At 70.5% G+C, this 25,513-nt stretch carries 22 protein-coding genes; 11 read left to right on the forward strand and 11 right to left on the reverse strand.

The features are described from left to right. Positions 1 to 8: 8 nt before the first annotated feature. Positions 9 to 1,169, forward strand: a complete 1,161-nt coding sequence (locus tag CLV63_RS12730; protein WP_106583206.1) for a C40 family peptidase — start codon at positions 9 to 11, stop codon at positions 1,167 to 1,169. Positions 1,170 to 1,180: 11 nt separating this feature from the next. Beyond that, positions 1,181 to 1,948 carry a hypothetical protein gene (locus CLV63_RS33205; protein WP_146165556.1) on the forward strand — a complete coding sequence of 256 codons (768 nt, stop codon included), beginning with the start codon at positions 1,181 to 1,183 and terminating at the stop codon, positions 1,946 to 1,948. Positions 1,949 to 2,017: 69 nt separating this feature from the next. Here the strand turns inward: CLV63_RS33205 and CLV63_RS12735 are convergent, their stop codons facing one another. From CLV63_RS12735 to CLV63_RS33535, 3 genes are all read right to left on the reverse strand, one after another. Beyond that, positions 2,018 to 3,568 (reverse strand): serine/threonine-protein kinase, encoded by a 1,551-nt coding sequence (locus CLV63_RS12735; RefSeq protein ID WP_245928769.1) that lies wholly within the window; start codon positions 3,566 to 3,568, stop codon positions 2,018 to 2,020. Beyond that, a complete protein-coding gene (locus tag CLV63_RS34065; protein ID WP_245928770.1) occupies positions 3,569 to 5,416 on the reverse strand; it encodes a serine/threonine-protein kinase in 1,848 nt (615 codons plus the stop codon). Between the two features lie 257 nt (positions 5,417 to 5,673). Further along, entirely contained in the window at positions 5,674 to 5,844 is a 171-nt protein-coding gene (locus tag CLV63_RS33535; RefSeq protein ID WP_170134214.1) for a hypothetical protein, read from the reverse strand. Positions 5,845 to 6,375: 531 nt separating this feature from the next. Here CLV63_RS33535 and CLV63_RS12745 point away from each other — a divergent pair. Further along, complete coding sequence (locus CLV63_RS12745) at positions 6,376 to 7,365, forward strand: SEC-C domain-containing protein (RefSeq protein WP_106583207.1); 990 nt, start codon at positions 6,376 to 6,378, stop codon at positions 7,363 to 7,365. A 374-nt stretch (positions 7,366 to 7,739) separates the two neighbouring features. On the opposite strand, the gene CLV63_RS12750 is transcribed toward CLV63_RS12745, so the two are convergent. Then, positions 7,740 to 8,102 carry a cupin domain-containing protein gene (locus tag CLV63_RS12750; RefSeq protein ID WP_245928771.1) on the reverse strand — a complete coding sequence of 121 codons (363 nt, stop codon included), beginning with the start codon at positions 8,100 to 8,102 and terminating at the stop codon, positions 7,740 to 7,742. A 104-nt stretch (positions 8,103 to 8,206) separates the two neighbouring features. On the opposite strand from CLV63_RS12750, the gene CLV63_RS12755 reads away from it, so the two are divergent. Both CLV63_RS12755 and CLV63_RS12760 read left to right on the forward strand, forming a co-directional pair. Continuing rightward, positions 8,207 to 8,686: a MarR family winged helix-turn-helix transcriptional regulator gene (locus CLV63_RS12755; protein WP_245928772.1), complete on the forward strand. Its 480-nt coding sequence runs from the start codon at positions 8,207 to 8,209 to the stop codon at positions 8,684 to 8,686. Positions 8,687 to 8,989: 303 nt separating this feature from the next. Further along, the gene (locus CLV63_RS12760) at positions 8,990 to 10,591 is read left to right on the forward strand and encodes a toll/interleukin-1 receptor domain-containing protein (protein ID WP_106583210.1); all 1,602 of its coding nucleotides are present in this window, start codon (positions 8,990 to 8,992) and stop codon (positions 10,589 to 10,591) included. A 34-nt stretch (positions 10,592 to 10,625) separates the two neighbouring features. Here the strand turns inward: CLV63_RS12760 and CLV63_RS12765 are convergent, their stop codons facing one another. Next, positions 10,626 to 11,393, reverse strand: a complete 768-nt coding sequence (locus CLV63_RS12765) for a nucleotidyltransferase domain-containing protein (RefSeq protein WP_211301284.1) — start codon at positions 11,391 to 11,393, stop codon at positions 10,626 to 10,628. Positions 11,394 to 11,653: 260 nt separating this feature from the next. Further along, positions 11,654 to 11,953: a DsbA family oxidoreductase gene (locus tag CLV63_RS33540; protein WP_170134215.1), complete on the reverse strand. Its 300-nt coding sequence runs from the start codon at positions 11,951 to 11,953 to the stop codon at positions 11,654 to 11,656. A gap of 648 nt (positions 11,954 to 12,601) precedes the next feature. Here CLV63_RS33540 and CLV63_RS12775 point away from each other — a divergent pair. The 3 genes from CLV63_RS12775 to recD2 all read left to right on the forward strand — a co-directional run bounded on the left by CLV63_RS12775 (position 12,602) and on the right by recD2 (position 15,761). Next, on the forward strand, positions 12,602 to 12,775 hold the full coding sequence (locus CLV63_RS12775; RefSeq protein ID WP_106583213.1) for a CsbD family protein: 174 nt from the start codon (positions 12,602 to 12,604) through the stop codon (positions 12,773 to 12,775). Positions 12,776 to 12,982: 207 nt separating this feature from the next. Continuing rightward, the gene (locus CLV63_RS12780) at positions 12,983 to 13,417 is read left to right on the forward strand and encodes a hypothetical protein (RefSeq protein ID WP_146165557.1); all 435 of its coding nucleotides are present in this window, start codon (positions 12,983 to 12,985) and stop codon (positions 13,415 to 13,417) included. Positions 13,418 to 13,529: 112 nt separating this feature from the next. Further along, positions 13,530 to 15,761, forward strand: a complete 2,232-nt coding sequence (gene recD2 / locus CLV63_RS12785) for an SF1B family DNA helicase RecD2 (protein ID WP_106583215.1) — start codon at positions 13,530 to 13,532, stop codon at positions 15,759 to 15,761. Positions 15,762 to 16,045: 284 nt separating this feature from the next. On the opposite strand, the gene CLV63_RS12790 is transcribed toward recD2, so the two are convergent. After that, on the reverse strand, positions 16,046 to 16,363 hold the full coding sequence (locus CLV63_RS12790; RefSeq protein WP_106583216.1) for a hypothetical protein: 318 nt from the start codon (positions 16,361 to 16,363) through the stop codon (positions 16,046 to 16,048). A gap of 147 nt (positions 16,364 to 16,510) precedes the next feature. Here CLV63_RS12790 and CLV63_RS12795 point away from each other — a divergent pair, with 147 nt between their 5' ends. Further along, positions 16,511 to 16,921 (forward strand): (deoxy)nucleoside triphosphate pyrophosphohydrolase, encoded by a 411-nt coding sequence (locus CLV63_RS12795; RefSeq protein WP_106583217.1) that lies wholly within the window; start codon positions 16,511 to 16,513, stop codon positions 16,919 to 16,921. 38 nt (positions 16,922 to 16,959) lie between these two features. Here CLV63_RS12795 and CLV63_RS12800 read toward each other — a convergent pair whose 3' ends face one another. Further along, on the reverse strand, positions 16,960 to 17,988 hold the full coding sequence (locus tag CLV63_RS12800) for an iron-siderophore ABC transporter substrate-binding protein (RefSeq protein ID WP_106583218.1): 1,029 nt from the start codon (positions 17,986 to 17,988) through the stop codon (positions 16,960 to 16,962). A 269-nt stretch (positions 17,989 to 18,257) separates the two neighbouring features. Between CLV63_RS12800 and typA the strand changes: the two genes are divergently transcribed. After that, positions 18,258 to 20,144 (forward strand): translational GTPase TypA, encoded by a 1,887-nt coding sequence (typA, locus tag CLV63_RS12805; protein WP_106583219.1) that lies wholly within the window; start codon positions 18,258 to 18,260, stop codon positions 20,142 to 20,144. 205 nt (positions 20,145 to 20,349) lie between these two features. Continuing rightward, complete coding sequence (locus CLV63_RS12810; protein WP_106583220.1) at positions 20,350 to 21,516, forward strand: FAD-dependent monooxygenase; 1,167 nt, start codon at positions 20,350 to 20,352, stop codon at positions 21,514 to 21,516. A gap of 23 nt (positions 21,517 to 21,539) precedes the next feature. Here the strand turns inward: CLV63_RS12810 and CLV63_RS12815 are convergent, their stop codons facing one another. The 3 genes from CLV63_RS12815 to CLV63_RS12825 all read right to left on the reverse strand — a co-directional run bounded on the left by CLV63_RS12815 (position 21,540) and on the right by CLV63_RS12825 (position 25,218). Then, positions 21,540 to 22,343, reverse strand: coding sequence for a succinate dehydrogenase/fumarate reductase iron-sulfur subunit (locus tag CLV63_RS12815; RefSeq protein ID WP_106583221.1), 804 nt, complete (start codon positions 22,341 to 22,343; stop codon positions 21,540 to 21,542). Continuing rightward, positions 22,340 to 24,256 (reverse strand): fumarate reductase/succinate dehydrogenase flavoprotein subunit, encoded by a 1,917-nt coding sequence (locus tag CLV63_RS12820; RefSeq protein WP_106583222.1) that lies wholly within the window; start codon positions 24,254 to 24,256, stop codon positions 22,340 to 22,342. The genes CLV63_RS12815 and CLV63_RS12820 overlap by 4 nt, the downstream gene beginning before the upstream one ends. A gap of 143 nt (positions 24,257 to 24,399) precedes the next feature. Next, positions 24,400 to 25,218: a hypothetical protein gene (locus CLV63_RS12825; protein ID WP_106583223.1), complete on the reverse strand. Its 819-nt coding sequence runs from the start codon at positions 25,216 to 25,218 to the stop codon at positions 24,400 to 24,402. Between the last annotated feature and the right edge of the window lie 295 nt (positions 25,219 to 25,513).

The following is a 25,513-nucleotide window of genomic DNA, read 5'->3' on the forward strand; positions in this document are numbered from 1 at the left end:
GGTGTTCAATGATCCGCCGCTTCGCACGCCCCGAACCATCCGATTCGGGCTCGTGTGCCACCCGGCTGGCCATCGCGGTAGGACTCTTCATGGTGGCAGTTGTCGCGTTGGCGGTACTGATCGTGCCGATGGCGTCGATGAACCAGGGGATCGGCTCGCTTGCGGCCGGCGGCTTGAAGTGCACCTCGGACGAAGCGGCCGAACAGGCCGACACCAGTGGGTACGCCGAGGACTCGATTCCCGAGAACTACCTCAAGATCTACCGGAAGGTCGGCAAGGACAAGGGCATCCCTTGGAACGTGCTCGCGGGAGTCGGCCAGGTCGAGAGCAAGCACGGCCGGTGGGACGGCCCGGGAATCACCGAAAAGCATAATGACTGGGGCGCAGCTGGGCCGATGCAGTTTGGCGTGAAAGACGGATACCCGGCCGGAAACAGTTGGGGCGGCGATCCCGTCATGCCCGTCGACAAGCGGCCGGAAAAAGGGTACGGGCAGGATGGTAACAAGGATGGGGTCGTGGACGTATACGACCCCGAGGATGCCATTCCCGCCTCCGCTGACTATCTGATCGCCCATGGCGCAAAGGATGATATGCGCAAGGCGATATTCGGTTATAACCATGCATGGTGGTATGTCGACGACGTTCTCGGGTGGGCGAAGAAGTACGCTGATGGCGATTTCTCGACGGGTACATCGATCGAGGTCGCTGTGAACTGCGAGATCGATAGCCAGGGAGAGAGGATCGGGAAGGCTCCCGACGATGCGACCCAGGCCGTAGTCGATTGGGCTTTGGAGCAGCGAGGGAAGCCGTATATCTGGGGCGGAACCGGGCCATCGGGCTTTGACTGCTCGGGACTGCTGATGAAGGCGTATTCAAGCATCGGCGTGACGATTCCCAGGGTCTCCCAGGACCAGTGGAATTTCGGACCACGGGTGAAGAAGGGCGACGAACAGCCAGGTGACCTGGTCTTCTTTGACGTGCAGAGGGCGGGTGAACCTCCCGGCCCCGGTCACGTCGGCATGGTCGTCGGCGACGGTCTGATGGTAGAGGCGTGGTGTACCGACTGCGGACCGATTGCCACACGGAAGTACGACGATCCGAGCCGGTCCGCCATCATGGGATTCACGCGCCCACTGGAGGATGAGAGCGCCAAGGCGAGTCTTGACTGATGAGGAGCAGGATGGAGAATAGCGAAGAACGGGCTACGGAAAGACGCGGCCTGCATGGCAAAAGGGCGTTCTTCGTCGTTCTCGGTTCCGGGATTCTTGCCGCATTGCTGGTTTTCGGGGTGCTTGTTGGAATTGTTCGTACCTTGGGGTCGGCCGTCGCCGGTCCTCCGGTTGCGGGGCAGGGCAGCAAGGGAGTCGCGCCAGAACGAGGGCCAGTCAAAGAGATGAAGGTCGGCGCACTGGATCTTTGTCAAGCCCTAGAGCAAGAAGGTCTTCAAGGGGATCTGCCAGAGCGCAAGGATGACGGCAGCCACTACATTGACACGGCCTCTAGAGGCGGACCTGACGAAGATTCCAACCGAACCGTGAGTGACCGGTGTGAATGGGTCATAGAACCCGAGTACAATCGGACCCTTACCGTGGAGTTGACGTACAAGGCATTTGTTTCCGGCGGTGAAGAGGGTTCGATTGGTTCGCAGGCCGATCGGCATCTGCGTCAAGGAATTTCCAAGCTGGAATCAGAGTTTCCGGAAGGGTCGCGCCCGAGGGCCCTGGAGGGGTTCGGTGAGGAGTCGGCCTATATTTTTGGCGAAACATCGTCCGGGGAGCGAAAGTTCGTCGCTGCGGGTCGTGAGAAGAGCGGTGTTCTGTTCTTGAGCTTTGCAGAGATCAAGCAGAGTAAAATGGCCGACGATGAACTGAATAATGAACTAAAAGGGAAAGCCATGGGTGCGGAACCTCGGCTGTTCGAAAGATTTGACCGGCTGCTCCCGGATTAGCCACTACTTGTTCGTTGTCGAGAACCTCCTGGTTTCCGGCCGGTGGGGAGACCGGAGTTCCAGTGCCCTCTAGGTGCAGTCGTGGTAGTCGAGGGAGAAGTCACCTCCAACTTCGAAGCAGAAGCTGACTGGGGGGTTTCCCAGTTCTCCTTCCTTGTAGGATCCTCCGGTGAAAGTGATCAGCCCGGACTCTTCGGTCGTCGGGTAGATCAGATCGAAGTTCCTGGTAGGGGAAAATCCTTCGGCGGTGAGGGGTTCCGGGTTCGACGGTGGGATGTGACCCCCTCCAATCTTCCGCAGGGTCAACTGGTCGGAATTGATCTGTGGCGAGGCGCTCCAGAATGCAACCTCCGCGGAAAAACGGAGGCCGTCGTTCAGTTCTTCGACGGACTTGACGGTCACCGTGTAACCCGTTCGCTCGCCGGAGTTCGCCTCGATAGTGGGCAAACCCTTTTTTAGCTGGACCCGGGAGTAGTCGGAACCGTTGACCGCCTCGGCAACCGCTTCCGGTGGCAGCGATCGCGACGGCTCGGGAGCCGTTGACGTCGACGCATTGCGGCCGACTCCGCTGTTGCCCCCATTCTCTTTCGACCAAGGGGCCGTTCCAAGGGCTGTTGGAACTCCCAGGCCGCCGGCTGTCAGCAACGCGGCTGCGACGGGTGCACCGACCATGAGGAGTCGACGGTGTCGCGGCGGCGCCGGAGGGGCGGGTGGACTCGTCGGGAGTCCGCGCCAGTGCCGATCGAGCAGTTCCGCGAGCAGGGCCCCGCTCGGTTCCGAGTCGGCGCGGTCACCGGACCACAGCCTGTGTACCATCGGCAACAGGGCGTCGATTGCCGGTCGCTCTGGGGGGTTCTTCGCCATCGCGGCGGCAATGACCGCTGCCAACTGCTCCGGCACGCCGAGGAGGTCCGGTGGGTCCTCTATCGTCCGAAACGCCAGCACATTCGCGGCACCGAAGCCGAACGGGTTGCGGCCCGTTGCAGCGAATGCGATGAGTCCGCCCAACGCGAAGACGTCGGAGCGGCTCGTTGCCGGATGCCCTTCGTACTGTTCGGGACTGATCCAACCAGGCGTGCCGACTACGCCGCCGGTCGCGGTTAGCCCGGTGTCCTCCGCGGCGCGCGCGATTCCGAAGTCGAGAACCTTGGGCCCGTCCGCTGAGAGGATGACGTTGCCGGGTTTGAGGTCGCGATGCGCGATTCCGGCGTCATGGATATCGAGCAGAGCCTCCGCGACTCCGGCCGCCAGCGCCAATAGCAGTCCGGGCGGAAGCGGGCCCGCCTCTTGGACGTGCCGTTGCAGCGTGGAGCCTGCGACGAACTCGGTCGCCAGCCAGGGCGTCGCGCCGTCGGGATCCGCGGAGATGAAGCTCGGAACGCTGGTACTGCGCACGCGTTGCAGAAGGTGGACTTCGCGTGCGAATCGCGCGCGGAACCCCGGTTCGGCCACGTGTTCGCCGTGGATCATCTTCACCGCGATGTAGCCGCCGGCACTTCCTCTGGCGGCGTAGACGGTACCCATACCGCCCGCCCCGATCCGCCCGACGAGACGGTGTGGGCCGAGGCGCTTGGGGTCCTCCGGAGTGAGAGCGGCCATGCGCACACGATCGGCGGTCATCTAGCTCCAGTTCTCTGGCAGCGTGCAGGCATGGCGGAGCGTGTCGACGGCCTGCCCGGCGAACTCTGTGTCAGTGGTGCTGTAGCACGCATAGGAATCGTCGGCCTTGAAATCGTCCGCGGGGAATGCCCACAACTCCGCCGGATCCGGAGCCCACGTCACCGCGCCTCGGGAGGGGATCCCCTCGAACGGGACGCGGATCTGCTGCTCGTTGTCCTCGGGCGTGAGTGTCGCCAGCACCTCGGACTCGCTTGGGGTGTGTGTGCTCACCTTGGCGCCGTCGCCTTCCTCCGCATCGGCGATCTCCACTTCGAAGTCGTCACTGTGCAGCGTGAACGAGCCGACCTCGCGGTCGTATCCGGCGTCGAAAACGAGATCGGTGGTCGACCCGCTCTGCTCGGCCCCTTTGAGGACGAGCGTGACCTCGTTGTGCAGAGGCCCGACGCGCCAGTCGTCCTTGGTGCCGACACGTGTGGTGACAGTGAGGACGATGGTGTCGGCGTGTGGGTTGCTGTAGACGGTCGACGCGCTCACGGCGTTCAAGTGGCGCTTCTCGTTGGGGTCTCCGCCGATGAGGTTGGCCCCGCCGCGTGTTGGTTGCGGTTGCGGCGTGCCCTTGGCGGTGCCCTGGTCGCCTTGGGTGCTGCCCGTTGCGGGGGCGTTCTGTCCGCTGGGTGGGCCGGTGGCGCTCGGGGCGGACGGACCGAGGCGTTCGCCGAGGTCGCCGATGAACCACGCCGTGGCGCCGACGGCCAGTGCCGTCGCGATCGCACCCGAGGTCATGGCGATGCGGCGGTGCCTCCAATGGGTGCTGGCAGCGGAGAGGCGGGCGAGCGACGCCCACTGGGATGAGCGGTCGGTCGCCGTTGTGTCGTCGGAGGGGATACCGGTCCACTGGGTGCCGAGCAGACCGGGAAGGCTGTCCGCGGCTTCTGCGGCTTCTGCGGTAGGTGCGGTCGCGGCGGCCGGCCGCCCGGTGCGCGGTTCGGCCCCTGTCCACAGGCGGGTGACCTCGGTCAGTGCTTCGGCGGACGTCGGTCGCTGCGCCGGGTCCTTCGACAGCGCGGCGTGGACGAGGGGCAGCAGGATCTCCGGCGTCCCTTCGGTGTCCGCCGGGTCCTCCATCGTGCGGAACGCGAGGATCGCGGCCTCGCCGGTGCCGAACGGGTTGCGTCCCGTCGCGGAGAAGGACACCAGCCCGCCCCAGCCGAACATGTCGGCCTCGGCGGCGACCGTCGCCTCCTGGTACTGCTCCGGTGCGAGCCACCCCGCGGTGCCGAAGAGGCCGCCCGACCGCGTGATGGCGCTCTCCTCGATCGCGCGGGCGATGCCGAAGTCGAGGACCTTGGGGCCGTCGGGCGCGAGGATGATGTTGCCGGGTTTGAGGTCGCGGTGCACGATCCCGAGCCTGTGGATGGCTTGGAGCGCTTCTGCGATTCCGGCGGCCAGCCCCATGAGCATGGAGTCGGTGAGCGGGCCGTGCGCGCGCACGTGCCGGCGCAGAGTCGGGCCGGGGATGTACTCGGTCGCCAGCCATGGGCGGTCGGATTCGGTGTCGGCGCTGCGGAACTCGGGGGTGCAGTGGCTGCGGACCCGCCCGATGAGGTCCACCTCCCGGCGGAACCGCGCCCGGAACTCGGGGTCGGCGGCGTACTCGCGGTGCACCATCTTGAGGGCGGCCGGGTGGCCGTCCGCGTCGATCGCGGCGAACACCGTGCCCATGCCGCCCGCCCCGAGTCGGCCGGCGATCCGGTACGGGCCGATCCGGGTCGGATCGGTGGGAGCCGGCGGTGTGAGACCGGCTTTGGAGAACGGGTCGTCGGGGCCGTGGGTGGACGACGTCGGCACGGGACCGGTGTGTGGGGGCACGGGCGGATCCGGATGGGTTGGGGGGCCCGTCGGCGGGGAGCCGGCGGCGGGGGACTGCCGTCCAGAGATCCTACGCGTCCGCGCGCCGACGGTCGGCGCCGTTGGGGCCTCGGGTTACCGCACCGGAGTCGTGCGCACAGGCATGGCAGAGGGGCTTTGCGCTGATCTGCCGATGCGCCGATGCACCGGATGCTTGTGTGGTGGCACCGGCCGCCGCAAGAGCGGGCTCAGTGGGCTCAGCGGGAGCGGCGGGGCCAGCCGGTGCCGTAGCCGGCCAGGTGGACTGCCACGAAGACCAGGCCGAGGAGGGCGAGGGTGGTCGGGGTGATCAGACCTTCGATGCTCGTGCCGAGGAGTTCCAGCAGCAGGGCGATTCCGAACAGTACCGCGGCGATGGTGGCGAACACGGGTGCCTCCGGGGGAGGGGGTTGCGGGGTGCGCTTCTCGGCTACCCCGATCGGTGTGCTTCTCGGCTACCCCGATCGGGGCCGAACGCACATCGCCGCGCCCCGGCGTGCAACCCCCGTCCTGAATCCGCTGTTCACCGGCGTGTGCCTGTTCCGCGGGAGTACCGCTCGCGCAGGTGCCGGGTCCCCGACAGTGCGGAGTGGGTCGATGCCGACGTCATTGCCCGAGGTGGTGCGGGGCGCCTGGGGTGGGCAACCGTCTGCGGTGGATGAGTGCCTGGAGTGGATAACCGTCGGCGGTGGATACGTGCCCGGGGTGGATAAGTACCGATGGAATGTGACGGAACATTCGGGGTTTGCCTGCGCGAGGGTGTTTCCGTCTCTTAGCGTTCGTGGCACGCTACCGGTTCGTTGTCGGACGGCCGGGGTGGTGAGCGGTGCAGCGTCCGACGGGCCGGCCCGCCGGGTCGCCCATCGAGTCGGCCGTTTCGGTGGCGCCGCGGGAAGCGGACGAAGCGGACGGGGTGAAGCATGGGCGACGGAATCGGGACGGGCGGCCGGGGGGTCGGTGGGCTGCCCGAGCCCGGCGACTTTCTGCGCAAGGCGGACGAGGTGGAGCGGACGATCCGGTCGGATCCCGCTGCGGTGTTCCACACGCTGCTCGTCTACCGGGCACTGCGGGAGCAGGGCGGCTGCCCGGATCCGGACGGGAGGATGCGCGGCTTACGGGAGAGGCTCGCCGACGACGGCGCCGTCAGTGTCGCGCAGAGCGCGGTGCTGGCGCGTGCGCTCATGACGCACCAGGAGGTGGGGATGGGCCCGCAGGTCGCAGCGGACCTCGCCGATGTCGAGGCGGGGGTGTACGGGCCCGTCAGTGTGCACAACGCGCATGGTGTGGCGATCGTGTGGGAGCGCGAGGGTGCGCTGGAGCGGGCGTTGGACTGGTACGACCGCGCGCTTGTGACCGCGCAGGTGGACGGGCGGGAGGAGCGCTTGCGCAACGCGGCGGCGGAGGAGCGGGCGAAGCTGCGCCGCCGCATCGGCCTGGAGCCGGACCTGCACGATGAGGAGGTGCGGCGGCGCGAGGAGGAGACCGGCGAGCTGGATCGCATGTACTACCCCGCTGACGGCGAGCGGACGCTGACCCCCTTCGTGCGGCGGGACGTCGCGCCCGAGGCCGCCGACGCGGGACTCTTGGGCCCGGGCGGGGACACCGACTTCTACTTCATGCAGCAAGAGGCCCTGTGGCGGTGGGACCGCAGGAACGGTGGGGCGCACCTGCGGGACTTGGTCCCGTTGTCGGTCGCGGAGCTGCGGCACCTCGCCACGCTGTTCGAGCGTTCGGTCGACGACGACGAGGCGGAGTGCGCCAGGGACCTTTTCCTGGCGGGGTTGTGCGCCGGCCGTGAGCGGGTCGCCTGGCCCCCGGAGGAGGAGGGCCGGTGCTGGTGCGGGTCTGGTGACCGCTATGGCGACTGCTGCCTGCGGACCGTAGTCCGGCGGTCGGGCGGGCCGGGCTGAGGCCGGGCGGGTCGCTGGATCCGGGCACTGGATCCGGGCACTGGATCCGGGCACTGGATCCGGGCACTGGATCCGGGCACTGGATCCGGGCACTGCCCCCGCCCGTTGCCCGGCCCGCTGCCGCCTGTACGGCTGCTCTCGGCTGCGCCTGCCGGGTCGCGCGCCCCGCTCGTATACCCGCTCGCGTGCCCTGCTCGCGCGCCCCGATCGTGCGCCGCGCCCGTGCCTCTCGCTCGCGCGGCCCGATCGCGTGCCTGATCGCGCCCCCGATTGTGCGCCCTGCTCGCGTGCCCCGCTCGCGCCCCCGATTGTGCGCTCCCCGATCGCGCACCCGCTCGCGCGCCCCGCTTGAGGGCGGGGCGCTGTCGTGCGGGTTACACGGTCCAGGGGGGTATGACGCGGTCGGCGTCCCGTGGGGCCTGGGCGCATGCGCCGTCGGGGGTGATGCCGCCGGGGTTGTACGCGGTACCGCCGGCCGGTGCGGCGACGGTCGCGGTGAGGCCGTCCTCGGGCGCGGCGAAGACCTGGCGGGGCAGGTCGGCGGGCATGACGACGGTGTCGCCGGGGCCGATGTCGAAGGTCTCGCCGCCGAGGACGACAACGGCGCCCCCTGCCGTCACGGTCCAGACCTGTTCGGTGTCGAAGGCGTGCAGGGGCCCCTCTTTGCCGGGTGCCATGGCGACGCCCCAGAGTGCTGTGCGGCTGCCGCCCTGGGTGGGGGAGGCGAATGTGGTCATGACCCCATTGGGGGTTTCGGTGCGTCGGGAATGGGCCTTGCGGGTGACAGGCAACGGTGTATGTCCTAAACTAGACAACTGAGTTGTCCATATAGTTAACCTGGTTGTCTAATTTGTCAAGCGCCCCGCCCGGTTTCGAACTCCCGATGCGACTCTTCCTCGGTTTTCGCGCGCTCATAGACGAGCTGCACGCCGAACTCGCGAAGCAAGGCCATCCCGGAGTGCGGCCCATGCACGGCTTCGTGCTCCAGGCCATCGGGTCCGGCGCGACCACCGCCACCGGCCTCGGCCGCCGCATGGGAACCACCAAGCAGGCGGCGGCGAAGAGCATCGAGGCACTGGAGCGGCTCGGGTACGCGGAGCGGGGCGTCGATCCCGCCGACGCGCGGCGCAAGGTCGTCCGCCTCACCGAGCGCGGCAAGGACTGCCTGCACCGGTCGGCGCTCATCTTCGATGACCTGCGCGCCGGCTGGGAGAAGGCCATCGGCGCCGACCGGCTGCGGGCCATGGAGGACGATCTCCGCAAGGTCGTTCCCGCCGATCCGATGCGCATCGACGCGCCCGGTTGGTTCGGTGGCGCCTGACCCGGGGCAGTACGGGGCCGTGGTAGTGACCGCGGCCGCGTTCCCGGTCGCCGGTACGCGCGGTGACCGCATCGTCGCGGCGGCGTTCGGCCGGTGGTCCGGTGCCCTCGCGCCGGAGCCGGGACGCCGACCGCACCGGGGCCGGGCGCCGCCGTGGCCGCCCGGACGCCGGGCACCGCGGTCGCAATCCTTCGTACAGCGGTGTTCGCGGTCCCTCGGCCCGACACCGCCCCGCGGCGACGCAGCCGTGGTCGTTCCGCACTGCCGCCCCTGTCGACCGGGAGCAGAAGGGGTAAGGGTCCTATGAGGCGCGCCGAATGGGATGTGTTCATCAGCTACGCGCAGAGCGACGTGCTGCTCGCCACGCGGCTCTGCGACGCGCTGACGGCACGCGGGCTGCGCGTCTTCCTCGACCACCGCGGGGTCGAGGAGTTCACCAGCATCAGCGGGACCATCTCCGCGGCGCTCGCCAACTCCACCCTCATGGTGGCGCTGTACAGCCGCGCGTTCCCGACCAGCCGGGCCTGCGACTACGAGCTGAACGGCGCCTTCATCGCCGGACAGCGCGAGGTCGGCTCGCGGGGCCGCATCGTCGTCGTCAACCCACACTCCGACTTCGGCCATGTCGAGCCGCTGGAACTGCGCGACATCCGCTCCCTGTCCCTTCCCGACTACGCGGGCGACCTCGACGCGCTCGCCGACCGGGTGGCGCGCCACGCCGCGGAGATCGGCGGCGTCATCGGCCCGCTCCCCGACCCGTCGCGGACGCCGTGGTACCCCCCTCCACCCCGGCTGGGCGACCCGTTCCCCGGCCTGTTCCGCCGCCAGCACTGGGCCGTGCACAGCGGCCTGCTCCCCGGGACGGCGGCCATGTTCACCGGTGTCCGCAGGGGCGGGGTCGCGCTCGTGTCGGGCATGCGCCGGGCCGGTACCACCACCTTCGCCGAGGAGTACGCGCTCCGGTTCGGCGCCGCCTACCCCGGCGGCGTGTTCTGGGTCGACCTGGGCTCGGGGGCGCAGCCCAACGGCGCCACCCCGTGGGACACCGTCAACGCGTCCTATCTGGCGCAGGTCGGCGCCATCTGCCGGCTGCTCGACATCCCCACCACGGGCACGGGGCTCGTCGAGCGCCTCGACCGGGTGCGCAGCGCGATGGAGCGCAACGGGCGCGCGTCCCTGTGGGTGGTCGACGGCCTCCCCGACGGCGTGCCGATGGACCGCGCGCGGCTGCTGCGCAACCCGCACACCGCGGGGTCGACCCTTGTCGTCGCGCGCACCCGCCGCTACGAGGCGCTCGGCGTCCAGATCGACCTGAACGACCCCGACGAGCACGACGCGATGGAGCTGCTGATCCACGGCAACCGGCCGGTGGGCGAGCCCGAGAACGAGGCGACGCGGCGGATCATCCGCTCCCTCGGCGGGCACCGGCAGGCGCTCACGGCCGCGCGGCGGCTCCGCGCCACGATGTTCCATCCGCTGCGCGGCTACCAGGACCTCTGGGCCGAGCTGGGCAAACTCGACCACGACGTGCTGGAGCACGACCCCTCCTACGCCGAGCTGGCCCAGGTGCTGCGGGCCGACATCGCCGGTATGGCGGCGGACCAGCGCGCGGTGCTGGTGCTCGCGGCGCAGCGCAGCCCGCGCCGGGTCGACATCGAGGCGCTGGGCGCCGCGCTCGCAACGGCGGCCGACAGGCCGCTGGAGGAGGGCAAGCGCCGCGCGGCGCGGGCGGTCACCGAACTCGGGTTCCAGACCTACGTGCGGGCCGGCGCGGGCACGCTGCGGGTCCACCCGCTGCTGGCGCGGATCATCGTGCGGTCCTTCCTCCAGCAGTCGGGCCCCGCCGATGCGCTTCGGCAGGCGGGCGGTCCGGACCTCGACCGCACGGGCGAGCCGGTGAGCTGACACCGGCGCCCGGGCGCCGCCCGGGCCGGCGGGCTCATGCCGTCGGGCGGCCGCCGAACGCCGCCTCGAACAGCGCCTCGGCGCCGGCGGCCGACGCCGCGAGTGTGCCGGGGCCGGTGCCGAGCCCGGCGATGACGGCGTCCACCCCGCGCAGTCCGGCCCGTTCGAGCAGCGTCTTCTCGTTGGTGACCCATTCGCCTCGGGCCGCGAGGACCGCGTGCGCCGCCTGCATGGCCGCGGTGGCGATGGCCCCGGCGACCTCGGTGCGCTGCCCGCGCGGGGCGCTGTTGGCCTGCGCGTAGAGCAGGGTGAGGCGCGCGGTGTCCCGCCACTGCTCGGCCGCCGCCGCCCGCAGCGCCGCGGGGAAGGCCGGGCGGGGCAGTTCGCCGCGCAGCACCATGGCTTGGGCGAGCTCGGCGACGACGAGGTAGCTGGGGATCCCCGCGAGGTGGAACATCAGCGCCTCCCGGTGGAAGCGCCCGTTCTCGGCCTCGGTGATCTCCCGCTCCACGGCGTCGAGGTCGCGGTAGTGGATGTCGGTTCGCCGCCCGTCGATGGTGAGCCACGCCCCGCCGTTGAACACGCCGCCGCCCCAGGCGCCGATTTCGGACACCTCCCCGGGCCAGCCGAGGGCGCGCAGGTCAGCGGGGTCGAACGCGCCGCGGTAGTACACGGCGAAGTCCCAGTCGCTGTCGGGCCGGTGGGTGCCCTGGGCGCGGGAGCCGCCCAGGGCGACGGCGCCGACGCGGGGGAGTGCGGCGAGGCGGTCGCCGACGTGGTCGAGGAATTCCTGATCCTGCACGATCGTCACCTGTGTCCGTGGGGAAGCGCTGGTCGCGTCATGATCGCGACATGGTCGCGGAAAGGCCGCCCGGCCCGCTGCTGCGGGCAGCCGGGACGGCGCCGGAGCGCTGCTCGACGGCGCGGGGTCCTTGGGGCGGCATGTCAGTGCGTCACGGGTGACGAGGGTAGCGGTTCGCCGGGCGGCGCGCCCGCTGTCCCGGACCGGGTCGGGTGCTGGCTCCGGCGGCGGCCCGCCGGAGCCCACCGGTCAGGTGTCGGTCAGGTGTCGGTCCGTGCGGCGCCCGCGGCGAGCGCCTGGTCGAGGTGGGCCGTGAGGGCCGCGACGGACTCGGCGCCGAACGCGGTCCGGGCGCCGTTGAAGACGAAGCTCGGCACCCCGCTGACGCCGAGGTGGCGGGCGCGCAGCAGGTCGGCGCGTACGGCGTCGGCGAAGGCGGTGCCGGCCGGCATGGTGCGCACGCCCGCCGGGTCGAGGCCGGCGTCGGCCGCCAGGCCGGTCAGGACGTCCGGGGCGCCGAGGTGTGCGCCCTCGCCGGTGTGCCGACGAGGCGCTGGCACCGAGACTGCGCTGGCGGCCGCTGACTGCACGCCCGTTCGTCTCGGCGACTGAACACGGCAAAGGTGTCCGTTTCCTCTCGGTTCCCTTGCCGATCTGTTCCCAAAATAGCCGGAGGGATTACCGCTGACCTGGGGATCAGGCCGCGCCCCTATTTTGTCCATCCATCACGGCCGCCCGCCAGGGCGGCTCCGGCAGGCTCGACGAAAGTGTTCTCTCAACCGCGGGTGGACTTTCGGCGTGGTGGGTCGGGGGCCTGCTCGGGTCGGGGTCCGGTGGTCGAGTGGCGGGATGTGCTTCGGCCGACGCACACCGGCTCGATGACAGCACGGCCCCGACCCACCACACCGACAAGAAAACCCGAAAGTCCACGCGTGGTCGAGCCGGTAGGTGGAGGCCCACTTCCGCGGCGAGGCTGGTGGCGTGTGCGACACCCCGGGTGGCCTGCGCGACCGGTACGACCGCGCGTCCTGATCCCCCTTCGGGCCGCCGCGGTGCGCGGACTCCCTGCCGTCCCGACCAGGCCCCTGGCCGCCGCCCCGCCGATCAGGGCCGTCCGACGCGCATGGACCGGGCGCCGCGTGGCAGTGGAGGGGAGAGGGGCGGGCACCCCCGTCCGCCCGCAGCGCGAACGACCCTGGAGGTTCTCCATGAGCGCCGGCACGAAGGCCGGAGCCTACGCCCAGATGATCAAGGGCAAGCTCGAAGAGCTCACCGGCAAGGCAACGAACAACACCCGCCTCACGAACAAGGGCCGCAAGGACATGGTCGCCGGGAAGGCGCGCGAGGTCGGCCAGAACGCCAAGCAGAAGTTCCGGAAGTAGAGCGGAGCGGCCGGGCCGCCGCGCTGCGCCCGCGGGGCGCGGCGCCGCCGTCCAGCCCCCGCGCCCGCCTGCGGGCCCCGCCCTCCCGATGCCCACCGGTCCGGTGGTGCGCTAGGTTGTCCATTTTCGCCTCTCCCCTCCCCGTTCGCCGACGACGCATCGGCGGAGCTTACGGATCGCCTGCCCGCTGCCACCGGAGGTTGCCCCATGGCCGTTCGGCCAATGCCCGGAGCCGTCAAGGCGCTGCGCGCCATGCTCTTCATCGTCGGCGTCATCGTGCTGCTCTCCGGCGGGATCACGCTGATGTCGGCCATGGGCACGCTGGATTCGGCGGCGGCGGACGTGCTCGCAGCCCAAGGCGCCGGCATGGCCTCTTCGGTGGTCCTCGGCATCGCCGGGCTCGCCTACGGGATCGCGTCGATCGTCTGCGGGGCGCTGGTCGGCAGGGCCACCACAGCCGTCGAGTGGGGCATCAGCATCGCCCTGTTCGGCTACGTCATCGTCAACGTGCTGATCTCGTTCCTGGACGGCGTCTCCATCCACGGTGTCGTCATCCTGCCGGTCGTCATCACCCTCCTCACGCGGACCACGAGCGCCAAGGAGTACTTCGCCCACGGGTCGCATTCCCGCGACGGCGCCTGACGCCCGGACCGCGGGAACCGGGCCCCGTGCGCGCGGGACCGGTCTCTGCGGCCGCCCGCGCCCTGTCGCACTGTTGTGCGACGATGGCCGACCCAGGCTGGAGGAGGCGCCCGTGGCCGAGAATCGCCCGTTCACCCCTGCCGTTCTCGAAGCGGTCCTCGAACGCCTGACCTACGCCAACGAGGAGACCGGCTACACCGTCGCCAAGGTCGACCCCGGGCGCGGCGGCGACCTCGTCACCGTCGTGGGATCCCTGCTCGGCGCGCAGCCGGGCGAGTCGCTGCGGTTGGAGGGCCGCTGGGGCTCGCACCCCCAGTACGGCCGCCAGTTCCAGGTCGAGAACTACACCACGGTGCTGCCCGCCACCGTGCAGGGTATCCGCCGCTACCTCGGGTCGGGGCTGGTCAAGGGCATCGGGCCGCGGCTCGCCGAGCACATCGTCGGCCACTTCGGCGCCGACGCGCTCGACGTCATCGAGCAGACCCCGGAGCGGCTGATCGAGGTCCCCAAACTCGGCCCCAAGCGCACCCGGCTCATCGCCGAGGCGTGGGAGGAGCAGAAGGCCATCAAGGAGGTCATGGTCTTCCTCCAGGGCATCGAGGTGTCGACCTCGCTGGCGGTGCGCATCTACAAGAAGTACGGCGACTCCTCCATCGACGTCGTGCGCAGCACCCCCTACCGGCTGGCGACCGACGTGTGGGGCATCGGCTTCAAGACCGCCGACACCATCGCGCAGGCCGTCGGCATCCCGCACGACAGCCCCCAGCGGGTCATGGCCGGCATCCAGTTCACCCTCTCCGAGTCCACCTCCGACGGCCACTGCTACCTGCCCGAGGACCGCCTGATCGCCGATGCCGTGAAGATCCTGGGCGTCGACACCGGGCTGGTCATCGAGTGCCTGGCGCAGCTCGTCGCCGAGGAGGGGGTCGTCGCCGAGAAGGTCCCCGGCGACGACGGCGTGCCGGTCACGGCGGTCTACCTCGTCCCGTTCCAGCGCGCCGAGGTCGCCCTTGCGAACCAGATGCTGGCCCTGCTCGGCGCACCCGAGGACCGCATGGGCGCCTTCGCCGATGTCGACTGGGCCGCGGCCCTCGGCTGGTTGCGGGAGCGCACGGGCACCGATCTCGCCGAGGCGCAGGAGCAGGCCGTCAGGCTGGCGCTCACCCGCAAGGCCGGGGTGCTCACCGGCGGGCCGGGCTGCGGGAAGTCGTTCACCGTCGCGTCGATCATCACGCTCGCCGCGGCGAAGAAGGCGCGGATCGTCCTGGCGGCCCCGACCGGGCGCGCGGCCAAGCGGCTCACCGAGCTCACCGGGCACCCGGCGGCCACGGTGCACCGGCTCCTCGAACTCAAGCCCGGCGGCGACGCCTCCTACGACCGCGACCGCCCGCTCGACTGCGACCTCCTCGTGGTCGACGAGGCGTCGATGCTCGACCTCCTGCTCGCGAACAAGCTGCTCAAGGCGGTTCCGCCGGGCGCGCACGTGCTGCTGGTCGGCGACGTCGACCAGCTCCCCTCCGTGGGCGCCGGGCAGGTGCTGCGCGACCTCATCGACGGCACGGCCCGCGACGGCGCGTCCAGCGCCATCCCGTCGGTGCGGCTCACGCAGGTGTTCCGGCAGGCCCAGCAGTCGGGCGTGGTCGTCAACGCCCACCGGGTGAACAGCGGGGCGCCGCTGCTGCTGGACGGGATGGACGACTTCTTCCTCTTCCCGTGCGACGACACCGACGCCACGGCGGAGCTGACCGTCGATGTGGTGGCGCGCCGGATCCCGCGCAGGTTCGGGCTCGACCCCCGCCGCGACATCCAGGTCCTGGCCCCCATGCACCGGGGGCCCGCCGGCGCCGGCAACCTCAACACGCTGCTCCAGACCGCGCTGACCCCCGCCCGCGAGGGGCTGCCCGAGCGGCGCTTCGGCGGCCGCGTCTTCCGCGTGGGCGACAAGGTGACCCAGATCCGCAACAACTACGACAAGGGCGCCAACGGCGTGTTCAACGGCACGCTGGGCGCGGTCACCGGCATCGACCCCACCGAGCAGCGGCTGTCGGTGCGCACCGACGAGGACGAGGACATCGCCTACGACTTCGCCGAGCTCGACGAGCTCGCGCACGCCTACGCCATGACCGTGCACCGTTCGCAGGGCAGCGAGTACCCCGCCGTGGTCGTGCCGGTCACCACCAGCGCGTGGATGATGCTGCAACGCAACCTGCTGTACACCGCCATCACGCGGGCGAAGCGGCTGGTGGTGCTGGTGGGCTCGCGCCGGGCCGTCGCCCAGGCGGTGCGCAACGCCAGCGCCGGGCGGCGGCACACGGCGCTGGCGCACCGGTTGGCGGCGCACTGAGCCGGCGGTGCACTGAGCCGGTGCGCCGCGGCGGCCGGCCGGTCTTTTTCGGTGTTTCCCAACGCCCGGCGGCGTCCGCGAACTACGCTTCCCACATGAATCTCGGATCGTGGCGCAATCCGCGCATCGCGACGGCCTACCACCGCGGACGCTGACGCTCTTACCACTCCCCCCGGAGAGCGTCAGCCCCCTCGGGCGTCGGTGCGAGCCGGCGCCCGAGGCATGTCCGGACCCGCGCGGGCCCCGAATCGCCCCGCCCGTAATGGTGGTTTTCGGGTGACTTGTCAGGCCCTGCGGGAATTCCGGTGCAGGACTCCTTTGGCGCAGGTGATGGCGAGGCCCGCCGCCGCGGTTTCGAAGGAGACGTCGAGGCGCATGGTGCCGGGTTCGTGTTCGGTCGCGATGTCGGCCACCTGGGCCTCGGCCCACGGTTCGGGCACGTCGTCGAAGAAGCTGAAATCGGTGACGCCTTCGAGGACCAGTGTGTGGCTGACCTGGTCGCTCTCCCTGTCGGCGCGCAGGGTGACGATGACGCGGTGCCCCGGGGCGTCGAGCCAGACGCCGTCGAGCACCGCACCTCTGAGCGCTTGGAGTCCCGGCATGCGACCCGCCCCCTGTCCGCTGCCCTACCGGCGGGCGTCCCCTGCGGTCACCGTGCCCCGCCGCCCGGGTTCCACACCGCCGCCGACCGGTTCCGGTCGAGGGCAGCGGGGCGCGCCGGCACCGGCCGCGCAGTAGCGTTGGGGCCTGTGACGGACACTGTGATCGTTGTCGCCGGCGCCATTGTGCGCGATGGTTCGCTCCTCGCCGCGCAGCGCGCCGAGCCGGCGCAGATGCGCGGACGGTGGGAGCTGCCGGGCGGCAAGGTCGACCCCGGCGAGACCGACGAAGCCGCCCTCGTCCGCGAGTGCCGCGAGGAGCTGGGCGCCGACGTCCGCCCGCTGGCGCGCATCGGCACCGAGGCCCCGTTCCCGCAGCGCGTCGGCGCGCCGCCGGCGGTGCTGCGGGTGTGGCTGTGCGAGGTGCTGGACGGCGAGCCGGCGGCGCTGGAGCACCTCGCGCTGCGCTGGCTCGGCCCCGAGGCGATCGACGGTCTCGACTGGCTGCCCGCCGACCGCCCGTTCCTCGGCGAGATCAGGCGGCACCTCAACGGCGGGTGACCCCGTGCCGCGCGCGGCACCCGGCGGGCGGCCGGTCCCTAGGCGTCGCCCTTGGCGGCCTTGGCGAGTTCGGGTTCGAGGCGCTCCATGGCCCACGGCAGGCTCAATGGGCTGGGGGAGGAGAACGCCATGGAGACCGCGGGGTCGTCGAAGGCGATGTAGCCGCCCTCGCGCACAGCGGGGATCTTCGCGAAGACCTTGTTGTCCTCCACGCGCTTCTTGTCCTGCGCCGTGGTGTACCACATGGGCATCACGTCGGCGTCGACCCTGTCGGCGTTCTCCAGGTCGATGGTGCCGAAGAACGCGGTGTCGCTCGCGAGGTCGAGGTCGTCGATGACCTTCGCGGGCTTGAAGCCGAGCTGCGTCATGAGCTCGTAGCGGGCCTCGCCCGGGACGTAGAACGCCAGCTGGTCCTGCGGGGTGACCGACCCGACCGCGAAGGTCTTGTCCTTGAACTCGGGGTGGTCGTCGGCGATGGCGGCGGTCGCCGCCTCGGTGTCCTCGACGAGCTTCTCGCCCTCGGCCTCCTTGCCGAGCGCCTTGCCGATGAGCCGGGTCTGGTCCTGCCAGGCGGTCAGCCAGGGCTTGTCGGGGTAGGCGACGGTCGGCGCGATCTCGGTGAGGTCGTCGTACTCCTTCTTCTCCATGCCGGACTGCACGCCGAGGATGAGGTCGGGCGCGAGAGCGGCGATCTTCTCCAGCGGGATGCCGTCGTCGGTGGCGAGGAGCTCGGGCTGCTTCCCGCCGAGCTCCTCGATCTTGGCGGTGTTCCACGGCAGCCGGCCGTCCTCGCTGGCGAAGGTGGACTCGGAGATGCCGACCGGGACGACGCCGAGTTCGAGCAGGGTGCCCTCGTCGGACCAGCCGACGGTCACGACCCGTTTCGGCTTCTCGGTGATGGCGGTGGTGCCGTGGGCGTGCTCGATCTCGATGTCGGCGAAGTCGCCGCCGCCGGCGCCGTCGTCCGCGGCGGTGCCGCCGGTGCCGCAGCCCGACACGGCGAGCGCCGCTGCTGCGGTCGCCGCGAGGGCCCGCCAGGTGTGGGTGCGGCGTGCGGTGCGGGGCATCAGGGTCCTCCAGGTGGGTGCCTGCCGGTGGTGGCGGAGTGGCGGGCGCCGCGCCGGGCGGGCCGCCCGTACGCCGATATGCCCGCAATTGTGAGGCATGCCTACCCTAATCAGCGAGGGCGGAACGCGCGACACCAGGGTGCGGCGAACGCCCCGCGTCGCGCCCCTCCGACCGGCCGGATCCGCGCGGAACGGGGAACACCCCATAAACTGGGTGTCCGACCGCGGGAGTCGCGGTCCTTCCCAGCTGATGAGATCGAGACTTTCGCATGCCCAGCGCCACGCCCGCCGAAGGCTCCGCACTCCGCAAGGACCTTCGCAACGTCGCCATCGTGGCGCACGTCGACCACGGCAAGACCACCCTCGTCGACGCCATGCTCTGGCAGTCCGGCGTCTTCCGCGTCAACCAGGACGTCGACGACCGCGTCATGGACTCCAACGACCTCGAACGCGAGAAGGGCATCACCATTCTCGCGAAGAACACCGCGGTCCACTACACGACGCCCGAGGGCGACGACGTCGTCATCAACATCATCGACACCCCGGGCCACGCCGACTTCGGCGGCGAGGTCGAGCGGGGCCTGTCGATGGTCGACGGAGTGGTGCTGCTGGTCGACGCCAGCGAGGGCCCGCTGCCGCAGACCCGGTTCGTCCTGCGCAAGGCGCTCGCGGCCAAGCTGCCGGTGATCCTGGTCATCAACAAGGTCGACCGCCCCGACAGCCGGATCGCCGAGGTCGTCGACGACACCTACGAGCTGTTCATGGACCTCGACGCCGACGAGTCGCAGATCGAGTTCCCGATCGTCTACAGCTGCGCGCGCGACGGCATGGCGTCGCGGGAGCGCCCCGCCAACGGCGAGATGCCCGACAACGGCGACCTCCAGCCCCTGTTCCGCACCATCCTCGACACCATCCCGGCGCCCGAGTACACCCCCGACCACCCCCTCCAGGCGCACGTGACCAACCTCGACGCGTCCCCGTTCCTGGGGCGCCTCGCGCTGTGCCGCGTCCACGAGGGCGAGATCCGCAAGGGCCAGCAGGTCGTCTGGCTCAAGGGCGACGGCACCCAGCAGCAGGTGAAGATCACCGAGCTGCTGATGACCGAGGCGCTGGAGCGCAAGCCCGCCGAGAAGGCCGGGCCGGGCGACATCATCGCCATCGCCGGCATCCCCGACATCATGATCGGCGAGACCCTCGCCGACCCGGAGGACCCCCGCCCGCTGCCGCTCATCACCGTCGACGAGCCGGCCATCTCCATGACCATCGGCACCAACACCTCGCCGCTGGTCGGCAAGGTCAAGGGCGCCAAGGTCACGGCGCGGCTGGTGAAGGACCGCCTCGACCGCGAGCTCGTCGGCAACGTCTCCCTGCGGGTGCTCCCCACCGAGCGCCCCGACACCTGGGAGGTGCAGGGCCGCGGCGAGCTGGCGCTCGCGATCCTGGTCGAGCAGATGCGCCGCGAGGGCTACGAGCTCACCGTCGGCAAGCCGCAGGTGGTCACCAAGCAGGTCGACGGGAAGCTGCACGAGCCCACCGAGCGCCTCACCGTCGACGCCCCCGAGGAGTACCTGGGCGCCATCACCCAGCTCCTCAGCGTCCGCAAGGGCCGCATGGAGCAGATGACCAACCACGGCACCGGCTGGGTCCGCATGGACTGGCTGGTGCCCTCGCGCGGCCTCATCGGCTTCCGCACCGAGTTCCTCACCGAGACCCGCGGCACCGGCATCGCGCACCACGTGTTCGAGGGCTTCGAGCCCTGGTTCGGCGAGCTGCGCACCCGCCCCAACGGCTCCCTGGTGGCCGACCGGGCCGGCGCGGCCGTCGCGTTCGCGATGTTCAACCTGCAAGAGCGCGGCACGCTGTTCGTCGAGCCCACGACCGAGGTGTACGAGGGCATGATCGTCGGCGAGAACTCCCGCTCCGACGACATGGACGTCAACATCACCAAGGAGAAGAAGCTCACCAACATGCGCTCCTCGACCGGCGACGAGCTGGTGCGGCTGGTCCCGCCGCGCAAGCTGTCGCTGGAGCAGGCGCTGGAGTTCTGCCGCGAGGACGAGTGCGTCGAGGTCACCCCCGAGGCCGTGCGCATCCGCAAGGTCATCCTGGACCAGAAGGACCGCGGGCGGCTCACCGCGCAGAAGAAGCGCGGCTGACCCCGGCCCGCCCGGGCGCGCCCACCGGTACCGCGCCCCGGCGCGGTACCGGCAAAAGGTTTACCGCGCGTCCGGGTCAGGCCATCATCGGGGGGAAACCGCGCATTCCGTGGCGGTGCGGCGCCCGCCGAACCTAGCCTGAGGGTCCAGCCGGCCGTGATCGCGCGGCCACCGGACCGGGAACAGGTCGGGAGACGAAGCAGCCATGGCGCAGCCGCACGCGGTGGTGGTCGGCGCGGGTATCGGCGGCCTGGCCGCAGCCCTCGCGCTGCGCCTCAAGGGCTGGTCGGTCGCCGTCTACGAGCGCGCCCCCGTTGTGGAGCCCGGCGCCACCGGGCTGGTCCTCTCCGCCAACGCGCTGCGCGCCCTCGACGCCCTCGGGGTGGGTGCGCAGGTCCGCGCGCTCGGCGTGCGCGTGGGCGGCACCGGGGTGCGCCGCCAGGACGGCCGGTGGATCATGCACGGCCCGCGCGTCCACCCCGGCGACCCCGACGCGGTGGTCCTGGCGTCCTCCGTGTTGGTCGAGGCGCTGCTCGCCGCCATCGGCGGTGGCCCCGAGACCCTGCACACCGGCACGGCCATCACCAGCGTCGACCCCGGCGACACCCGGCGTCCGGCCCGCGTGGCCACCGACACCGGCGACCTCGGCGCGGAGCTCGTCGTGGTCGCCGACGGCGTCCGCTCGCCGCTGCGCGCGGAACTGTTCCTGGAGCACCCCGGTGCGGTCTACGCGGGGTTCACCTCGTGGCGGGCCGTCGTCGAGCCGCGGCCGGTCGACTTCGGCGAGAGCTGGGGCCGGGGCGGCGTCGTCGGCGTCCTCCCGTTCCCCGGGGGCAGGCTGTACTGCTACGCCACCGCGAACCTCCCGGCGGGGCAGCGGGCCGGCGACGAGCGGGCCGAGATCGTCGCGCGGCTCGCCGACTGGCACGCGCCCATCCCCGACCTGTTCACCGGGGCGGCCCCCGAGGCGGTCGTGCGCACCGACATCTGGCACGTCGACACCCCGCTGCCCGCCTACCACAAGGGCAGGGTCGCGGTGCTCGGCGACGCCGCGCACTCCATGACCCCCCACCTGGGCCTCGGCGCCGGGTTGGCCCTGGAGGACGCCGTGGTCCTCGCGCACCACATCGACGGGTCGACCGCCTACGTGCCGACCGCCCTCCAGTCCTACAGCGAGGCCCGGCTCCCGCGGACCACGGCGCTGGTACAACGGTCGGCGCAGCTCGCCGAGGCGGTGCAGAGCGAGTCGCCGTTCCTGACCCGGCTGCGCGACACCGCCATGACCGCCGTGGGGCTCATGGCGCCCCGCGTCCTCACGCGGTACATGCACTCCGACGGCGAATGGCACCCGCCGGGCGGGCCCCCGCTCTGAGGCGGCGGCCCGCCCGGCGCTGCTCAGCCGTTGGCCGGGCCGGGCTTGGTGTTCGGCACGATCGGGGTGTCGGCGCCCTCCTTGCGCAACCCGATCTTGCTGCCCAGCCAGACGAGCGGATCGTAGCGGCGGTCGGCCACCCGCTCCTTGAGGGGGATGAGCGCGTTGTCGGTGATCTTGATGTTCTCGGGGCACACCTCGGTGCAGCACTTGGTGATGTTGCAGTAGCCGAGCCCGAACTCGTCCTGCGCGATCATGCGGCGGTCGGCGGTGTCCTCCGGGTGCATCTCCAGTTCGGTCGCCCGCATCAGGAAGCGCGGCCCGGAGAAGTGCTCCTTGTTCTCCTCGTGGTCGCGGATCACGTGGCAGACGTTGTTGCACAGGAAGCACTCGATGCACTTGCGGAACTCCTGCGGGCGCTCCACGTCGGCCTGCTGCATGCGCATCTCGCCGGGCTCGAGGTCCGGGTCGGGCGTGAACGAGGGGATCTGGCGCGCCTTCTCGTAGTTGTACGAGACGTCGCAGACCAGGTCGCGGATGACGGGGAAGGTCCGCAGCGGCGTGACCGTGATCTCCTCGCCGTCCTCGAAGGTGCTCATGCGGCACATGCAGGCGAGCTTGGGCTGCCCGTTGATCTCCACGGAGCAGGACCCGCACTTGCCGGCCTTGCAGTTCCACCGGACCGCCATGTCGGGCGCCTCGGTGGCCTGGAGGCGGTGCAGGATGTCGAGGACCACCTCGCCCTCGTTCACCTCCACCTTGTAGTCGACGAGTTCGCCGTCGCCGTTGTCGCCGCGCCAGACCTTGAAAGTGCGCGTCTCGCTCATGCGGTGTCCTCCTGTGCGTCGGCGCCGTCCTCGGCGGGAAGCTCGTCCTCGGTGAGGTACTTGGCCAGTTCGGTCCGTTCGAAGAGTGCGAGGAGGTCGGGGCGCAGCGAATCCAGCGGTTGGCGCTTCAGGGCCACGCCGCCGTCGACCAGCCGGGTGATGAGGTTGGTCTTGCGCCACTCGGGGTCCATGCCGGGGAAGTCCTCCCGGGTGTGCCCGCCGCGGGACTCCTCGCGCTCCAGCGCGCAGCGGGCGATCGCCTCCGACACGACGAGCATGTTGCGCAGGTCGACGGCGAGGTGCCAGCCGGGGTTGTACGCCCGGCCGCCGGTGGCCCGCACCCGTTCGACGCGGGGCCGGAGCTTGTCGAGGTCCTCGATCGCCTGGGCGACCTCCGGGCCCCGCCGGATGATGCCGACCAGCTCGTTCATCATCGTCTGGAGGGCCTGGTGCACCGCGTACGGGCTCTCGCCGTCGGTGCGCTCCAGCGGGGCGACGGACTCCTCGGCGGCCCGGGCCACGACGTCGGCGTCGGGCACGGGGCGGTCGTCGCCGAGCCCGTCGATGTAGGCGGCGGCGCCGAGGCCGCAGCGGCGCCCGAACACCAGCAGGTCCGACAGCGAGTTGCCGCCGAGCCGGTTGGACCCGTGCATGCCGCCGGAGACCTCGCCGGCGGCGAAGAGCCCCGGGACGAGGGACGCGCCGGTGTCGGCGTCGACCTCGACGCCGCCCATCACGTAGTGGCAGGTCGGCCCGACCTCCATGGGTTCGGCGGTGATGTCGACGTCGGCCAGCTCCTTGAACTGGTGGTGCATCGACGGCAGCCGCCGCATGATCTCGACCGCGGGCATCCGGCTGGCGATGTCGAGGAACACGCCGCCGTGCGGGGAGCCGCGCCCCTCCTTGACCTCGCTGTTGATGGCGCGCGCCACCTCGTCGCGGGGGAGGAGCTCGGGCGGGCGCCGGTTGTTGGCGGGGTCCTCGTACCAGCCGTCGGCCTCCTCCTCGGTCTCGGCGTACTGGGTGCGGAAGACGTCGGGCACGTAGTCGAACATGAACCGCTTGCCGTCGGAGTTGCGCAGCACACCGCCGTCGCCGCGCACCGACTCGGTGACCAGGATCCCCTTCACGGAGGGCGGCCAGACCATGCCGGTCGGGTGGAACTGGATGAACTCCATGTTCACCAGCCCGGCGCCGGCCCGGAGGGCGAGGGCGTGGCCGTCGCCGGTGTACTCCCAGGAGTTGGAGGTCACGGTGAAGGACTTGCCGATGCCGCCGGTGGCGAGGACGACCGCGGGGGTCTCGAACAGGACGAGGTCGCCGGTCTCGCGGACGTAGCCGAACGCGCCCGCGATGCGCCCCTCGGCGCCGCCGTCCTTGACCAGTTCGGTGATGGTGGTCTCGGCGTAGACCTTGAGCATGGCCTCGGGGTCGCCCAGTTCGGCGGCGTCGGCCTGCTGGAGCTGGACGACGCGCTGCTGGAGGGTGCGGATCAGCTCCAGGCCGGTGCGGTCGCCGACGTGCGCCAGCCGGGGGTACTCGTGCCCGCCGAAGTTGCGCTGGCTGATCGTGCCGTCCTTGGTGCGGTCGAACAGCGCGCCCCAGAGTTCGAGCTCCCAGATGCGGTCGGGGGACTCCTTGGCGTGCAGCTCCGCCATGCGGGGGTTATTCAGGAACTTGCCGCCGCGGATGGTGTCGCGGAAGTGGACCTGCCAGTTGTCCTTGGCGTTGACGTTGCCCATGGCGGCCGCGGCCCCGCCTTCGGCCATGACCGTGTGGGCCTTGCCGAACAGCGACTTGGAGATGATGGCGGTCTTCTTGCCCTGCTGGCGCGCCTCGATCGCGGCGCGCAGCCCGGCTCCGCCGGCCCCGATCACCACCACGTCGTAGGAGTGCCGTTGTATCTCGGACATGTGCCTGACTTTCGTTGCGCTCGGGTTCGCCGCCGATGCCACTGCTCGCCCGGGTATCGGCGGCCGGGGGTGTGCGCGGTCGCTAGGCCGCGTTCCGCGGACCGTTCCGGGCTCGCCGTCCCGGAAGCCGCCGCGGCACGCTCCTAGTTGAAGATCCGCAGGTCGGTGATCGTCCCGGAGGCCACGAGGGCCACGTAGAGGTCGGTCAGCATCAGCGACGCCAGGGTGATCCACGCGAACTGCATGTGCCGGGTGTTGAGCCGGCTGATCCGGGTCCACATCCAGTACTGGACGGGTTTGGTGCCGAACGACTTCAGCCGCCCGCCGAACGCGTGCCGGCAGGAGTGGCAGCTCGCCGTGTAGGCCCAGAGCAGGACGACGTTGGCGATCAGGACCAGGTTGCCGACGCCGATGCCGAATCCGCCGCCCGTGCCGTGGAACAGCGGGATGATCGCGTCGGCGGTGTTGACGACCGAGATCAGCACCGCGATGTAGAAGGCGTAGCGGTGCAGGTTCTGGAGGACCATCGGCCAGCGGGACTCGCCGGTGTAGGAGCTGTGCGGTTCGGTGACCGCGCACGCGGTGGGGGCCTGCCAGATGGAGCGGTAGTACGCCTTCCGGTAGTAGTAGCAGGTGAACCGGAAGAGCAGCAGGAATGGCAGGCTGACCAGCGCGTAGGGCAGGAACCACGGGAACTCGAACGGGAGTGTGCCGAACATCGCCGAGGCGGGCTCGCACTGGAGCGCCAGGCACGGCGAGTAGAACGGGGTCAGGTAGTGGTGCGCCTCTACGAAGTAGTGGTCCTGCTGGAAGACGCGGCCGGTGGCGTAGACGATGAACACCGCCAGCCCCAGCGTGGTGAGCACAGGGCCCACCCACCAGCGGTCCTTGCGGTAGGTCTTCGCCGTGATCTGCGCTCGCGCGTGGCCGGGTTTCCCCGACGGGGGCATAGTCGCTGTCATCGTCGCGGCATCTCCATCTAGCGACATGGGCCGGTCCGGTGCCGAAATCGGGCATGCGGGGAGACCGGCTGCTCGGAAAGAGGGATTTCGAGCAGGGCAGGTTATGGGATGCCACGTTAGGACTGCATCATCACGGATTCAGCAAAAGTTCCGCGCAATTCGGGTGTGATTAAACCCACTCGCACCGGGCGGGATCCGATATTCACAATGTGAATTCCCGGCGGAAATACCGATTGCCGTTTATGTGATTATTTAAGCTTTTCTGCGTGGTTTGTGGCGAAATGCGGAAATTGCG

Origin of the sequence: Murinocardiopsis flavida (assembly GCF_003014485.1) — a bacterium.
Classification (GTDB): Bacteria; Actinomycetota; Actinomycetes; order Streptosporangiales; family Streptosporangiaceae; genus Murinocardiopsis; species Murinocardiopsis flavida.